The sequence below is a fragment of the Paractinoplanes pyxinae genome (assembly GCF_026626335.1).
Classification (GTDB): Bacteria; Actinomycetota; Actinomycetes; order Mycobacteriales; family Micromonosporaceae; genus Actinoplanes; species Actinoplanes pyxinae.
In genome coordinates this window covers 189,596-204,727 of sequence record NZ_JAPNTZ010000004.1, presented here as the reverse complement: position 1 = coordinate 204,727, position 15,132 = coordinate 189,596, and the positions used below count along the sequence as shown (strand labels likewise).

Sequence of the window (15,132 nt, the reverse complement as noted above, 5' to 3'; positions counted from 1 at the left end):
ATCTCCGCCAGTTCAGATGGATCACACTTGAATCGGGCGCTCATCGACCTTCACGGCATAATGGGGTAGCCGACCGACCGTACAGGTTGGGTAGTCTCGCGCGGTGGCGCAACAGGATACCGACGTCTTCGTCAGGCTCGAGCGGTTTTACGACGCCTTGCCCCGGCCCTACGCACGGGCCGAGGATTTCGGCGGGCTGGTGCTCTTCGTCCGCGAGGGCGAAGGCTGGCCGTATTACGCCCGCCCCCGCATCGGGGCAGACACTCCCTCTGCCGCCGATATTACTGCCGTGCGGCAGCGGCAACGAGAGCTGGGCCTGCCCGAGGCGTTCGAATGGGTGCACGAGACCACCCCCGACCTGCTCGCCGTGGCCCGCTCGGCCGGGCTCGACGTGCTGCTCGCGCCGCTGCTGACGCTCGACCCGGCCGCGCTGGTGCCCGACCTTCCGGTGCAGGGCGGCGCCATCCGGTTCCTCGACCCGTCCGCCCCGGAGTTCGCCGCCGACCTGGCCGCCTCGCGCGCGGTCGCCCAGCTGGGCTTCGGGGCGCCCGCCGCGCCCGTGTCGCCGCTGGAAGGGGCGTTGCTCACCCTGCCCGCCGGGCCGGCCGAGCGCGACGCCGCGACCGGGGCGCTCAGCGAGGCCCTGGTCCGCAGCCAGCAGGAACGCAGCGCGTCCGGCGACTACTACACGGCCGTGGTCGACTCCCCCGAGGGCATCCTGGCCACCGGCGCCGTGATGCGCTCGGACGACGTGGCCGAGGTGGCCGGCGTGGCGACCCTGCCCTCGGCCCGGCGGCGCGGCTACGCCTCCCAGCTGACGGCGGCGCTGGCCCGGCGCTCGCTGGCCGACGGCGTGAGCCTGGTGTTCCTGTCGGCCGGGGACGACGACGTCGCCCGGCTCTACACCAAGGTGGGGTTCCGGCGGATCGGCACCGCCTGCATCGGGGAGCCGGCCGCGGCGCCGCTATGACCTGCGCCGGCGGCGCCGCTAGGACTTGCGCCGGCGGCGCCGCTAGGACTTGCGCCGGCGGACCCGTCCGAGGGTGGCGAACGCAACACCCAGCACCACCAGCAGGCCACCGGCCAGAGCGATCCACATCACCGGCGTGCCGGTGATGGGAAGGCCCCCGCCGCCACCCTCGCCGCCGCCGCTGTTGTCGCCACCTCCGCTGTTGTTGCCGCCGCCGGCGTTGTTGCCGCCGCCGGCCACGGACAGGACCTTGGAGAAGACGTACTCGCGGGCGTCCTGGCCCTGCTTGCCGTTCGTGGCCGGCGCGACCACCCGGTAGGCGCCGGCGCCGGTGAACGCGGCCGAGAATGTGTAGGCGCCGTCCTTGCGGGCGGTGGTGTTGGCCACGGTCTTCCAGTCCGCGCCGTCACGCTTCTGCAGCTGGAGCTTGCGGAACTCGTCGTCCCAGGTGAACCGCTCGCACGCGGCCAGGTCACAGACCCGGGTGTACTTGGTGGCCTTGCCACTGACCGTGAGCTTGTCGCCGGTCTTGACCGACGCGGTCAGGCTGCCCGCGAGCACCTGCACCGTCACGCCGGTCCAGCCGTACCAGCCGTTCTCGGCGGTCTTCAGGCCGACCTGCACCGGGGTCTCGCGCTTGGGGACGACGAACGAGGTGGCCGTCGTGGCCGGGGCCAGTTCGTCGTACTCGGGGAAGGTGGCCTGCGAAGCGACCGGGATGTAGCGGAACGGAATGTCGGGGGTGTCCAGCGGGTCGCCCGGGTTCGGGTCGGTCTGCACGCCCGGCTTCCAGGTCATCCGGATCGTGCCGTCGGGGCGCGGCACCACCGAGGTGATCACCGCGGCCGGGTCGCGGTTGGTGTCGAACTCGGGCGACTCGGCCGGCTCGCTCAGCTCGTTGCCGTCCGCGTCGACCACTGTCACCTCGACGTGGAAGCTCTCGTCGAGCAGGCCGCCCCACATCGGGGTCCGGTTGGGCTGCCCGGCCTCGACGAACTTGGGCTCGACGGCGGCCGGCCCGTTGGCGCCGACGAGCACGAGCTTGTTCCGTACGTCGCCCGTCTCGTTCCAGGTGATGACGGCCTCGGTCCGAGCGGCGGAGGTCCAGGCGAGGGTCACGTCGGTGGGCGCGGGCTCGGTGGGGGCGAGAGCCACCGGCGCCGGAATCATGGCCAGCACGGCCGCGAGATTGGCGAGCACGGCCGGATCGTAACGACGTCACGGCTCCGTCGCGACCCCCTCAATCAATCTGGTGGCTGCCACTCCGCAAACGGGGCGCTGAGGATGCGGGGGCGCATGTGGTTCAGGGCGGCGTCGCGGGCGCGCAGGGCCAGGCGGCCGCGGGCCTGCACCACGGCCGACATGCGGCGGGTCTGGCGGACGACAGTGGTGGCGCGGGGCTGCCGCAGGCGGCTGTAGGCCTCGATGGCGGCGGTCAGCGCGGCGCCCGGAGCGGCCTCGCCGGCCAGCGCGCGCAGGGTGGCCGCGTCCTCGAACGCGAGGCAGGCGCCCTGGCCGAGGTGATGCGGCATGGCGTGGGCGGCGTCGCCGAGCAGCACCACCCCGCCCGGGCCGGACGGGAAGCCGTACGCCCGGGGCAACGGCCGCAGCTCGCGGACCTCTTGCGGAACCAGCTCGTCGGCGTGGGTCGCGGCCAGCAGCTCTCCCACCGGCGGATGCCAGCCGGCGAACCAGCGCCGCAACAACTCGAGCTGGGTGGCCGGCGGCTCGGGGCGGGGTGCGCCGGCCGCCGTGGCGACCCAGTAGACGCCGCCCTGGCCGGCCGCCCGCTCACCCAGCGGGATGGAGACGAACCGGTAGCCGGCGCCCAGCGTCTCGCCGCCGGCCACCTGCTCGCGGGGCAGGGCGGGCACGCGGTAGCCGGGGATGACGGCCTGCCAGGCGGCGAAGCCGGAACCGACCGCGGCCGACTCGGGAGCCAGGACGCGGCGGATCGTGCTGTCGATGCCGTCGGCCGCCACCACCAGGTCGGCCTCGATCTCGGTGCGGCCGTCGCCGACCACCGGGCGCAGGCCGGGGCCGGTGCGGATGGTCGTGACGGAGAAGCCCGTACGGATCTCGACCAGGTCGCCGAGGCCGGCCACCAGCGCGTCGTAAAGATCTTCCAGGTGAACGGCGCCCGGGGCGGGCCCGGCGCCGCCGGCGCGCGGAGTGACCAGCCACTGGCCGTCCGGGCGGCGCACCCCGCCGTCGGGCAGCGGCGACGCGATGGCCGACCAGCCGCCGTCCGGGTCCAGCGTCTCGAGCGCGCGGCGGCCGTTGGGCCACAACACCAGAGCCGTGGGCGGGGCGGCCACCCGTTCGCCGCTTTCCAGCAGTACGACGTGCCAGCCGCAGCGCGACAGGGCGCCCGCGGTGGCCAGCCCGGCCAGTCCCGCTCCGACGACGACCGCGGTGCGCACCCCGGTCAGCGTTCGTCGCTGCGGGACTCCGGCTCGGCGTCGCCGCCTTCCTTGCCCGCGCCGGCGGCCTTGCCCGTGGCGAGCAGGGCGGCGCCGTTGCCGGCGGGACCGGCCGGGTCACGCTCGGCCGGGTGACCGCCGGCCGCGATCTCCTCGGCCATGTCGGCCGGGGTGTCGGGGGGCAGGATCCCCGTACGCCGATAGGCCTGGAACCTGGCCTCGCTGACCACCTGATAGCCCTTGGGGGTGGCGTTCGGCGACGGCTCGGGCGCGGTGACGTCGACCTGCGAGACGTCGCTCGCGGCGGACGGCTCGGGCGCGGTCTCGGGGGCGTCGTCGGGCACCACGTACGCCCGTGGGCCCCGGACGACCAGGAAGTAGATCAGCGCGCCGATGAATACGACGATCGAGGTGAACACGTTGAGCCGGATGCCGAACAGGTGGTTCGCCTCGTCGACGCGCAGCATCTCGATCCACACCCGGCCCAGGGTGTAGGCCATCACGTAGAGCGCGAACGCCCGGCCCCGGCCGAACTTGTACTTGCGGTCGGCCAGCCACACCAGCAGCGCGACGCCGAGGTTCCACAGCAGCTCGTACAGGAACGTGGGGTGGTAGAGGTCGGGCAGCGTCACCGCCTGGCCGTCGATGCGGGTGGCGTGGCCCGGGTTCGACCTGTCCATGTCGTGCACCTCGAGGCCCCACGGCAGCGTGGTGACCTTGCCGTACAGCTCGTTGTTGAACCAGTTGCCGATCCGGCCCAGAGCCTGACCCACCGCGAGGCCGGGGGCGAGCGAATCGGCCACCACACCCAGCGGCAGGCCCAGCTGGCGGGCGCCCAGCCAGGCGCCGACCGCGCCGCCGAGCACCGCGCCCCAGATGCCGAGGCCGCCCTCCCAGATGTAGAAGGCGCGGATCGGGTCACCGCCGGCGCCGAAGTAGTCCTGCGGCGAGGTGGCCAGGTGGTAGAGCCGGGCGCCGACGATGCCGAACGGCACCGCCCACACCGCGATGTCGAGCGAGGCCCAGCGGGCCACACCCCGGCTGCGCAGCCGATACTCCATGATCAGGCAGGCGGCGACGATGCCCAGGACGATGCAGATCGCATACGCCCGCACGGGCAGGCCGAGCAGGTGCCAGACCGACGTGGTCGGGCTGGGGATTGCGGCGAGGTCCACGGGTGCAGGCTACCGGTTTTACTTCGCCGGGTTGCGCACGCCCTCGGCCAGTTCGGCACTCAACGTCCGCAGCCGGGACAGGCCGGTCGCGCGGTCGGGCGCCTCCAGCACGCACCGGATGAGCGCGCTGCCCACGATCACCCCGTCGGCGAAGCCGGCCACCTCGGCCGCCTGCGCCCCGGTGCCCACGCCGAGACCGACGCCCACCGGCATGTCCGGGTTGGCGTGGCGCACCCGGTCGACCAGCTCGGGCGCCTGCGACGAGACCGACGTGCGGGCGCCGGTGACACCCATCAGCGCGGTGGCGTAGACGAAACCGCGGCACTGGGCGACGGTCATCGCGATGCGCTCGTCGGTCGAGGACGGCGAGACCAGGAACGTACGGTCGAGCCGGTGCTCGTCGGCGGCGGCGATCCACTCGGCCGCCTCGTCCGGGATCAGGTCGGGCGTGATCATGCCGGTGGCGCCGGCCGCGGCCAGGTCACGGGCGAAAGCGTTGACGCCGTACTTCTCGATCGGGTTCCAGTAGGTCATGAGCACGACCGTGGCCCCGGCGCCCGCGACCGCCTCGATGATCCGCAGCGTGTCCCGGCTGCGCACGCCCCGGCTGAGCGCGATGTCGCTGGCCTTCTGGATGACCGGGCCGTCCATCACCGGGTCGGAGTAGGGCAGCTCGACCTCGATGACGTCACAGCCGGCCTCGTGCATCGCGATCATCGAGGCGATGCTGTCGTCGACGGTCGGGAAGCCGGCCGGCATGCAGCCGACCAGCAGCGCCCGATCCTCGGTCCTCGCCTTGTGGAAGACCTCGGCGATGCTCACGCGTTCTCCCCCGGGACAAGCGCCTCGACCTGGTCGAGGATGCCGAAGTAGGCGCCGGCGGTGTGGACGTCCTTGTCACCGCGGCCGGACAGGTTGACCACGATCGTCGGCGTGCGGCCGAGCTCCGCTTTCAGCAAAGGCGCGATCCGGGCGGCGCCGGCCAGGGCGTGCGCGCTCTCGATGGCCGGGATGATGCCCTCGGTGCGGCAGAGCAGGTGGAACGCGGCCATCGCCTCGTCGTCGGTCACCGGCTCGTACTCGGCCCGGCCGGTGTCGTGCAGCCAGGCGTGCTCGGGCCCGACACCCGGGTAGTCCAGGCCGGCCGAGATCGAGTGCGACTCGACGGTCTGGCCGTCCTCGTCCTGAAGCACGTACGTGCGGGCGCCGTGCAGCACCCCGGACGAGCCGCCGGTGATCGAGGCCGCGTGCCGCCCGGTGGCCACGCCGTCGCCGCCCGCCTCGAACCCGTACAGCTGGACTGACTCGTCGGGAACGAACGCGTGGAAGATGCCGATCGCGTTGGACCCGCCGCCGACACACGCGGCGACCGCGTCGGGCAGGCGGCCCAGCTGCTCGAGGCACTGGGCCCGGGCCTCGACGCCGATGCCGCCAACGAAGTCCCGAACGATCTCGGGGAACGGGTGTGGGCCGGCCGCCGTGCCGAGCAGGTAGTGCGTGGTGTCGACGCTGGCCACCCAGTCGCGCAGCGCCTCGTTCAGCGCGTCCTTCAGCGTGCGGGAGCCGTTGGTGACCGGCACGACCGTGGCGCCGAGCATGCGCATGCGGGCCACGTTCAGCGCCTGGCGCTCGGTGTCGGTCTCGCCCATGTAGACGACGCACTCGAGGTCGAGCAGGGCGGCCGCGGTCGCGCTGGCCACCCCGTGCTGGCCGGCGCCGGTCTCGGCGATCACCCGGGGCTTGCCCATCCGCTTGGCCAGCAGGGCCTGGCCCAGCACGTTGCGCACCTTGTGGGCGCCCGTGTGGTTCAGGTCCTCCCGCTTGAGCAGGATCTCGGCGCCGAGCCGCTCGGACAGCCGCTCGGCCCGGTACAGCAGCGACGGCGTGCCGGCGTAGTTCTTCAACAACCCGGCGAACTGCGCCTGGAACTGCGGGTCGGTCTTGGCCGACCGGTACGCCGCGTCGAGCTCGTCGAGCGCCCGGACCAGCGCTTCCGGGACGAATCGACCGCCGTACCGACCGAAATGCCCGGACAGGTCGGGCAGAGCAGGCGCGCTCATCGCACCGGCCTCGGCGTTGCGGGGTGGTTCCCGGCGTTGACCAGTTCGGCCACCGCGTCGCGGGGCGACTTCTGGGTCACCAGGCCCTCGCCGACCAGCACGGCGTCGGCGCCGGCCGACGCGTACCGGATCAGGTCGTGCGGCCCGCGCACCCCCGACTCGGCGATCTTCACGACGTTGCCGGGCAGGCCGGGCGCGATCCGCTCGAACACCGACCGGTCGACCTCGAGCGTGCGCAGGTCGCGGGCGTTGACCCCGATGACCTTGGCGTTCGCCTCGAGGGCGCGGTCGGCCTCCTCCTCGTTGTGCACCTCGACCAGCGCCGTCATGCCGAGCGACTCGATCCGCTCGAGCAGGCCGACGAGCACGTTCTGCTCGAGCGCGGCCACGATCAGCAGCACCAGGTCGGCGCCGTGGGCGCGGGCCTCGTGCACCTGATAGCTGGAGACAACGAAGTCCTTGCGGAGCACGGGGATCCGCACCGAGGCGCGCACGGCCTTCAGGTCGTCCAGCGACCCGCCGAACCATCGGCCCTCGGTGAGCACGCTGATGCAGCGGGCGCCGCCTGCCGCGTACTCCCCGGCCAGCTCGGCCGGGTCGGGAATGTCGGCCAGCGCGCCCTTGGACGGCGACGACCGCTTCACCTCGGCGATCACCGCCACACCGGGCTTGCGCAACGCCGCGTAGGCGTCGATCGCCGGTGGCGCCGCCGCCGCCAGCTCCCGGACCTGCTCCAACGGCACCTGCTCCTGCCGGGCCGCCACGTCCTCGCGCACACCGGCGAGGATCTCCTCCAGCACGTTCTGCGGTCCGCCAGAACCCGCTTCCGCCTGCTGTTCGGATGTCACGAAACGACTCCCCTCTCCGGGTGTCCTCCGACCGATGCTAGGAGGTCGGGGTCGCGCAAGACCTCCCGGGGTATGGCGCGCCTCACCAGGGGGCCTGTTGCATAATGCCGCCTGCCTCGTCACGCGCTGTCTCCTCCGTCACAGCGGTCACGGGCCCTTCGGGGCGTTGTGCAGGGGCACCTCATCTGATCGGTGGATCCCCACGGCGCGTTGACACGACCGTCACTCACCGGAAATAGGGGCCGTTCATGATGAGTCCCAGGCAGACTGGTCCCGGCGTCCCGCACGCCGGCCAGCCCAGAGCGATCGATGTGGAGTTTGCCGTGACCGCCATCCGGACCGCTCCGACCGAGCCCGTCGGATTCGCGAACGTCTCCCGCGCCCTCGTCTCCGCCGCCGCCGACCTCGTCGTCGGCGTGCAGCGCCGGGTGGTGGGCGACGCCAACATGCGCACCGCCCGGGACAACGCCTGGGCGGCCACTCTCGAGAACCGAGCCCAGCACGAGGCCCAGGCCGAACTCACCCGCGAGGTGGCGGCCCTGGTCGCGCGCCGCCGGCTGGTGTCGGCCCGCTAGTCGGTCGGGTCGTCCCCGCGGTCGAGGGAGTCCCAGGCCGCGCGGTTGTCGACCGGCTTGGTGTTGAGACCGGCCGGCGCCGGCTCCCCGGACGGGGCTGCGGGTTTCCGGTCGTACCGGGCCGACATGCGCGGCCACCGGTGACCGTGACGCGCCGCGGTCAGCCCGCCCAGCGCGATGACGGCGCCGCCCAAGGCGCAGGCCACCGGCCAGAACGTGCCACCCGCGCCGGCGTCACCGGTGTCCAGACCGGCCCGGCCGGCGATCGCAGCCGCGGCCACCCCGAGGCCGGCCAGAGTCAGCAGGCCACCCAGACCCCGCCGGAGCCCGCCGTGCGTGGCCAGCAGCGCGCCCGTGCCGGCCAGGCCGACCAGGGCCAGGCCAAGCAGCCAGGGCGCGACGTCGGTGCCGGTCTCGGCCGTCCGCAGATCGGACAGGCCCGGGCGCTGGGTCACCTGCACGGACCAGGTGCGGGTGGCGCCGTACGCGGCCAAGCCCGCACCGGCCAGGCAGGCCAGCAGAGACAAGAGGTACGAGCGGCGGTTCATCGGGCGGTCGTTTCTCGGGCGGTCTTCATCGGGCGGTTTTTCATCGGGCAGCGCGCAGGGTCTCCGCGGAGGCGATCGCGGCCAGCACCGCCGCCGCCTTGTTCCGGGACTCCTGCTCCTCGGCGGCCGGGTCGGAATCGGCCACGATGCCCGCGCCGGCGCCCACATAGGCGACGCCGTCCTTGAGCAGGGCGGTGCGGATCGCGATGGCCATGTCCATGTCGCCCGCGAACCCGAAGTAGCCCACCGTGCCGCCGTACAGGCCGCGCCGGGTCGGCTCCAGAGCCTCGATGATCTCCATGGCCCGTACCTTGGGAGCGCCCGACAAAGTGCCCGCCGGGAACGTCGCCGCCAGCGCGTCGAACGCCGACCGGTCGTCGCGCAGCTCGCCGGTCACCGTCGAGACGATGTGCATGACGTGGCTGTAGCGCTCGATGCGCGCGAACTCGGGCACCTCGACCGTGCCGGCCCGGCACACCCGGCCCAGGTCGTTGCGGCCCAGATCGACCAGCATGACGTGCTCGGAACGCTCCTTCGGGTCGGCCAGCAGCTCGGCCGCCAGGGCGTTGTCCTGCTCCGGGGTGGCGCCGCGCCAGCGGGTGCCGGCGATCGGGTGCAGCAGCGCGCGGCGGGTGCCCTCCTCGTCGGCGCTGACCTTCAGATGCGCCTCGGGCGACGAGCCGACGATGTCGAAGTCGTCGAACCGCAGGAGATACATGTACGGGCTGGGGTTCGTCGCGCGCAGCACCCGGTAGACGTCGAGCGGGTCGGCCGTGGTGGGGCGCTCGAAACGCTGGGCCACGACGATCTGGAAGCACTCGCCGGCCCGGATCGCCTCCTTGGCCTCGTCCACCGCCTTCTGATATTCCCCGGGCGCCGTACGGCTGACCGGCTCGCCGGCCTTCCGGCGCTCCACCATGGAGATCATCGGCGGCGTGGGACGGGACAACGCCGTGGTCATGGCGTCCAGCCGGCCGACGGCGTTGTGGTACGCGGCCAGCTTCTCGCGGTCGTCGGCGTCGGCCGCGAGCACCGCGTTGGCGACCAGGATGGCCGAGCCGTCGTAGTGGTCGAGCACAACCAGATCGGTGGCGAGCATCATGCCCAGCTCGGGCAGCGCCAGGTCGTCGCTCGCCGACGCGGGCAGGCGCTCGAAACGGCGTACGAGGTCGTAGCTCAGATAGCCGACCATGCCGCCGGTCAGCGGAGGCAGGTCGTCCGGCGCCGGACCGTCGGCCAGGGCGGCCACGGTTTCGCGGAGAGCCACCACAGGGTCGCCATCGAGAGGTACGCCGGCCGGGGGCGCGCCGAGCCAGTGCGCCTCGCCGTCCCGCTCGACCAGGGTGGCAGCACTGCGTACACCCACGAACGAGTACCGCGACCAGGCCGCGCCGGACGGGCCCGCGCCCTGCTCGGCCGACTCGAGCAGGAAGGTGCCGGGGCCGCCGGCCAGCTTGGTGTAGACGCCGACCGGGGTCTCGCCGTCGGCCAGCAGCTTGCGCGTGACCGGTACGACACGCCGCTGCTGCCGCAGGAACTCGGCCTCACTGGGGAAAACGGCACCGCTCGTCACGACTGCTCCCCTTCGCCGTTCGACGCCAGAGGCAGATCGTCGAAGAAGCAGGTGTGCTCGCCGGTGTGGCAGGCCGCGCCCGTCTGGTCGACCGTGATCAGCAGGGCGTCGCCGTCACAGTCGAGGGCGACGCCGCGCACGTGCTGGTGGTGGCCGGAGGTCGCGCCCTTCACCCAGTACTCCTGCCGGCTGCGCGACCAGTACGTCGCCCGGCCGGTGGTCAGGGTGCGGTGCAACGCCTCGTCGTCCATCCAGGCCAGCATGAGCACGTCACGGGTGCCGTGCTCCTGCACGATCGCCGCGACGAGCCCGTCCGGCGTGCGCTTGAGCCGGGCCGCGACGGCCGGGTCCAGTTCGGTCTTGACTGCCACGCGAACGATTCTCCCCCATCGCCCGCCGCTGCCTTCGCCCGCCGCTGCCTTCGCCCGCCGCTGCCTTCGCCCGCCGCTGCCTTCGCCCGCCGCTGCCCGAGTTCTCCCGACGCGCTCCCGGATCCGGGCCGCACCCTTGCCGCCGGTCACATCCCCTATCCAGCCCACCCGCCCGGGGTGCCGGACTCTACGACTTTTCGCTGACGGGTGGATCGCGTTGTCCACAGGGCGGTCAACAACCCGACAGTGACGCCGGTCGGGCCGGTGCCGCCTCACCCTTCCGGCCCGCCGCGTCGGCTCCGCCAGCAGGTCAGAAGCACGGTGGCCGATCCTCGTTCCCGACGAAGGCAGGCCCGGCTCACGATCCGGGCACGGATAGTGCCGTCGGACCGGGTCTTAGGTACCGTCGTCGTGCGTTGCACCCAGTCAAGGGTGCTCGAGGCCGCCTCCCGAGAGGGTTACCGCAGCTCACACGAGCGGGTGGCGGAGCCGTAGCGACGGGAGTCTCAAACCGATGGAGCCGACGTCCAACCCCGACAACGCTCGGCCGCCGCGGGGACTGGCCCGATTCTGGCCCGTGCACCGCGACACCGAGGGCGAGGCGCCGACGTCCGAATCGTCCGAGATGCCGGGGACTCTTTCGGGTGAAACCGAGATGGTGGCGCTGGGCTCGCGACGCCCGTCGGAAGGGCTCGGCGCGGAGGGATCGGTCAGCGGACCGCCCGGAACCGGCCAGCCGCCGTCGAGCGACAACGGGCCCGTCGGGCCGAGACTGCCTTTCGCGGCCGGAACCTATGGCCCGCACGGCCCCACTCCTGCGTACGACTTCGGCCGCCCAGCGGCCGCACACGGTCACCCCGAGCCGGCGGCCTCCTCCGACCCGACCGGCGCCGGGCCACTCGGCCAACCCACCGGCGGCTTCGCCGGCACTGGCTCCGGCCCTTTCGGCGGCAACGGTGCGGCCGGACCCTCCGGCGGAAACGACCCGGCCCGTACGGGCGACCCGCTCGGCCCACGTGGCGCGAGCGGCCCTGACCCCCGCCGCGGCAACGACGCGCTCGGCCCGAACGACCCCGTCAGCGGCGGCCCGTTCGCCGCGAACGAATCACGCCACTCGGACGGCCCATCCGGCCCCGACGGCTCCCGCAGCGGTGACGGCCCGTTCGGAATCAGCGGCGCGCCGGGCACTGCCGGCTCCCGCGGCGGCGACGGCCGGATCGGCGAGGATCGCCAGCACCGGCCCGACAGCTTGCTCGGCACCGGCTGGCCCAGCGGCAACGAGCCGACCCGCGGCCGCACACCTCTCGACGCGGACGGCTCGCTCGGCGGCGACCAACCGGCTCGCGACGGCAACTCGGCGGGAGCGAACGGCCCGAAAGGCCACCTCAGTGACAGCGACCCGGCTCGCGGCGGCGACCTCCTTCGTGCCGACGACTCCAACCGGGGGGTCGGCAACCATCCGGAGCGTGACGACGCACTTCGCGCCGGCGGACCGTCCGGCTTCGACCGCCTCTTCGGTGGCGAAGGATCCACCGGCGACGACGACGCGTTCGGCGTCGGCGGTCGGCCGAGGCCACTCGGCAACAGCAACTCGGCCGGTGGCTCCGGATCAGCCGGTGCCAGCGGAACGCACGGACGCAGCAGCGCGTTCGATGTCCCCGGCGCGGACTCGAAGCAGAACCCAGCCAACAGCAACGGCCCGGCCCGCGGCGATGACCGATTTGGCGGCAACGGATCGGCCCACGCCGGCGACCCCCTCGGCAGCAACAGCCCGGCCCGCAACGCCGACGCGCTCGACGGCAACCGCCCGGCCCGCAGCGGCGACCCACTCGATGAATACCGCCCGACCCGTAGCGGCGACCCGCTCAGCGGCAACCGCTCGACCCACGGCGGCGACCCGCTCAGCAGCAACGGCCCGACCCGTAGCGGCGACCCGCTCGGCAGGGACGGCCTGACCCGTAGCGGCGACCCGCTCAGCAGCAACGGTCCGGCACGGAACGCCGACCCGCTCGGCGGCAACGGCTCTACGCGTAGCGACAACGCGCTTGGCGGCAACGGCCTGCGCAATGGCAGGGAGTCGCTCGGTGCGGACGGCTCGGGTGGGCTGGGTCCGTGGGACGGGTTCGGTGCGAGCGGGAAGCGCAGCGGCGGAAGTGGACCGAACGGTGCCAGCGTTGCGCGCGGCCTCGACGATCCGTTCGGCAGCAACGGCCCGGCCGGCGGAAACCGCACCTTCGACGGTGACCGGCCGGCCTCTGCCCCTGGTGGACCCGGCGCCGCCAACAATGTGAGCAGCGGTGGCACCCGCTCCGAGGCCTCCGGGGCGCACGGCGCCCTGCGCCCGACGAAGCCGATGAGCGGCCCGCCCGCATCGGCCGGCGGCCCTGCCCGGCCCATAAGCGGCCCTGCCGATTCCGTCAGCGGCCCCTCCCGCTCGGTCAGCGGCCCTCCCAGCTCGTTCGGCGGGCCACCAAGCTCGCTCAGCGGACCGACCAACTCGGTCAGCGGTGCACCCAGCTCGCTGAGCGGACCCACCAACTCGGTCAGCGGCCCTCCCAGCACGGTCAGCCGACCCACCAGCTCGCTCGGCGGACCCGCCGGCTCGGTCAGCGGCCCACCCAGCGCGGCCAGCGAACCCACCAGCTCGCTCGGCGGAACCGCCAACTCGTTCGGCGGACCCACCAACTCGGTCAGCGGCCCACCCAGCGCGGCCAGCGAACCCACCAGCTCGCTCGGCGGACCCGCCGGCTCGGTCAGCGGCCCACCCAGCGCGGCCAGCGAACCCACCAGCTCGCTCGGGGAAACCGCCAGTTCGCTCGGCGGACCTACCAGCTCGGTCAGCGGGCCTTCCAGCACGGCCAGCGAACCCGCCAGCTCGCTCAGGGGAACCGCCGGCTCGCTCGGCGGGCCCGCCGGCTCGGTCAGCGGGCCTCCTGGCTCGGTCGGCGGGCCTGTCGGCTCGGTTGGTGGACCTTCGGGTTCTGTGAGCGGGCCGCCGGCGTCGGTGAGTGGCACTCCGGGGCAGGTCAGTGGGCCGCCTGCGCAGCGGGAGGCTGAGGGACGCGATCCTGATCACTCGCCCGCTTCGGCGAACGGCGGGGGCGGTGGGGCGGTCGTAGAGTCCGGGCGGGGCAATCCTTGGGAACGCGAGTTCGGGGGCTTCGGGCTGGGCGGGCGCAGCAGCCGCTTCCTGTTCGGCGGGCGCAACACCAGCGAACGCCGGCCGGGGCTCAACGGCCATGGGCACGGGCCGGGCGAGACCAACGGCCGGTCCGCGGACCGGCCGGGCATCGGGCACGGGGAGGCTTCCGATCTGCGGGAGCCGCGAGACGAGAACGGGCGTGATGACATGAACGGACGGGCCGGTTTCCCCGGTGTTCCGACCTCCGGCGCCGGGCCGGCCGCGCCGATCTCCGGGCCGGGCGCCGGGCTGGACGACGACACGCCCGGCCGCCGTGCCGCCCACGACCGGGACCGGGACTTGGACCTGACTCTGGACCGGGAGCTCGACGAGCCGACCGGCCGCCGGGCCGCCCCGGACGCCGGCGACGCGACCGGCCGCCGCGCCTTCCCGGGCGACGACGACAGCCCGAGCCGCCGCGCTTTCCCGGGTGACGACGACACCCCGAGCCGCCGCGCCTTCCCCGAGTTCGACGACCCGTCGGGCCGCCGCGGCGCCCCGGAGGACGACCCTCGCCGGGCCGCGGCCGGCTGGGCGTCCGTGCCGACCTCGACGCATCCGATCGTCAGCCCGACCTCGGCCCCGCCGGTCTCCGCGCCGCCCAGCTCGGCGTCGCCGGTGTCCGCGCCACCCACGTCGAGCACACCGCCCAAGGTGGACACGTCGGACACGTCGAGCACGCCACCGACCTCGAAGCCGCCGGTCACGCCGGCCCCGGCTTCGGCTTCGGGCCCCGCCTACGGTCAGCCTCCGGCGTACACTCCGGCCCTGCCCGACCCGACCGCCGGTCCCGTCTCCGGCGTCCCGGCGCCGCGGGCCGCCGCCAGCATCCCGGTGCCGGTGGCCAAGCCGCAGCCGAAGCCGGCGGCGGCCGCCGAGAAGCCGCAGGCCGCGGGCTTCGGCGAGCAACCGACCGAGGACCAGACCCCGCGCCGGTCGGCCAGCCTGGAAGACGCCGAGCCGGCCCGCCGCGGTCGTCGTGCCGCGCCGGAGGAGCCGGAGCAGGCGCCCGCCCCGGACGAGGCGCCGCTGCGTCCGGGTGACGTTGCGGCCGGGCACATCGCGTTCTGGGACGACGACGCCGTCCGTCACTTCCGGGCCGCCTGGCACGAGGTGAAGGCCGAGTTCGTCGACGACCCCGAGACGGCCCTGACCCGCGCCCACGACCTGCTCACGGACGCGGTCAACGAGCTGACCGAGGCGCTGCTGGCCGAGCGCGACGAGCTCGACCCGTTGCGCGGTAGCGGCAGCCCGGACACCGAGAGCATGCGGATGGCGATGCGCGGTTACCGCGAGTTCCTGGATCGCATCCTGGCCCTCTGAGATAAGACCCCGGTCCGTGCGACCGGGGTCTTTTTTCGATCTCAGAATTCATCTACCGTTGAATTCATCGTCTGATGAGTTCTGA

Annotated in this window: 12 protein-coding genes; 3 read left to right on the top strand and 9 right to left on the bottom strand. The window is 73.5% G+C overall.

Going from position 1 to position 15,132, the window contains the following annotated elements:
• Positions 1-103 precede the first annotated feature (103 nt).
• Complete coding sequence (locus tag OWR29_RS12110; protein WP_267562789.1) at positions 104-970, top strand: GNAT family N-acetyltransferase; 867 nt, start codon at positions 104-106, stop codon at positions 968-970.
• Between the two features lie 42 nt (positions 971-1,012).
• Here the strand turns inward: OWR29_RS12110 and OWR29_RS12105 are convergent, their stop codons facing one another.
• From OWR29_RS12105 to trpC, 6 genes are read right to left on the bottom strand one after another with little or no spacing between them, the layout of a single operon-like run.
• Positions 1,013-2,170, bottom strand: a complete 1,158-nt coding sequence (locus OWR29_RS12105; RefSeq protein WP_267562788.1) for a hypothetical protein — start codon at positions 2,168-2,170, stop codon at positions 1,013-1,015.
• A 44-nt stretch (positions 2,171-2,214) separates the two neighbouring features.
• Entirely contained in the window at positions 2,215-3,393 is a 1,179-nt protein-coding gene (locus tag OWR29_RS12100) for an FAD-dependent oxidoreductase (RefSeq protein ID WP_267562787.1), read from the bottom strand.
• A gap of 5 nt (positions 3,394-3,398) precedes the next feature.
• Positions 3,399-4,568 carry a prolipoprotein diacylglyceryl transferase gene (gene lgt / locus OWR29_RS12095; RefSeq protein WP_267562786.1) on the bottom strand — a complete coding sequence of 390 codons (1,170 nt, stop codon included), beginning with the start codon at positions 4,566-4,568 and terminating at the stop codon, positions 3,399-3,401.
• Between the two features lie 18 nt (positions 4,569-4,586).
• Positions 4,587-5,390: a tryptophan synthase subunit alpha gene (gene trpA / locus OWR29_RS12090; RefSeq protein WP_267562785.1), complete on the bottom strand. Its 804-nt coding sequence runs from the start codon at positions 5,388-5,390 to the stop codon at positions 4,587-4,589.
• The gene (gene trpB, locus OWR29_RS12085; RefSeq protein WP_267562784.1) at positions 5,387-6,628 is read right to left on the bottom strand and encodes a tryptophan synthase subunit beta; all 1,242 of its coding nucleotides are present in this window, start codon (positions 6,626-6,628) and stop codon (positions 5,387-5,389) included. The genes trpA and trpB overlap by 4 nt, the downstream gene beginning before the upstream one ends.
• Positions 6,625-7,428 (bottom strand): indole-3-glycerol phosphate synthase TrpC, encoded by an 804-nt coding sequence (gene trpC, locus OWR29_RS12080; protein ID WP_267563255.1) that lies wholly within the window; start codon positions 7,426-7,428, stop codon positions 6,625-6,627. The genes trpB and trpC overlap by 4 nt, the downstream gene beginning before the upstream one ends.
• Positions 7,429-7,799: 371 nt before the next feature.
• Between trpC and OWR29_RS12075 the strand changes: the two genes are divergently transcribed.
• A complete protein-coding gene (locus OWR29_RS12075) occupies positions 7,800-8,051 on the top strand; it encodes a hypothetical protein (RefSeq protein WP_267562783.1) in 252 nt (83 codons plus the stop codon).
• Here the strand turns inward: OWR29_RS12075 and OWR29_RS12070 are convergent.
• Genes OWR29_RS12070 through hisI form a run of 3 tightly spaced genes read right to left on the bottom strand, consistent with a single transcriptional unit; the run spans position 8,048 to position 10,543 of the window.
• The gene (locus OWR29_RS12070; protein ID WP_267562782.1) at positions 8,048-8,599 is read right to left on the bottom strand and encodes a Trp biosynthesis-associated membrane protein; all 552 of its coding nucleotides are present in this window, start codon (positions 8,597-8,599) and stop codon (positions 8,048-8,050) included. The two genes, OWR29_RS12075 and OWR29_RS12070, sit on opposite strands and share 4 nt — an antisense overlap.
• A 40-nt stretch (positions 8,600-8,639) precedes the next feature.
• Positions 8,640-10,172: an anthranilate synthase component I gene (locus OWR29_RS12065; protein ID WP_267562781.1), complete on the bottom strand. Its 1,533-nt coding sequence runs from the start codon at positions 10,170-10,172 to the stop codon at positions 8,640-8,642.
• Entirely contained in the window at positions 10,169-10,543 is a 375-nt protein-coding gene (hisI, locus tag OWR29_RS12060; protein ID WP_267562780.1) for a phosphoribosyl-AMP cyclohydrolase, read from the bottom strand. The genes OWR29_RS12065 and hisI overlap by 4 nt, the downstream gene beginning before the upstream one ends.
• A gap of 514 nt (positions 10,544-11,057) precedes the next feature.
• Between hisI and OWR29_RS12055 the strand changes: the two genes are divergently transcribed.
• Complete coding sequence (locus tag OWR29_RS12055) at positions 11,058-15,047, top strand: hypothetical protein (protein ID WP_267562779.1); 3,990 nt, start codon at positions 11,058-11,060, stop codon at positions 15,045-15,047.
• Positions 15,048-15,132 lie beyond the last annotated feature (85 nt).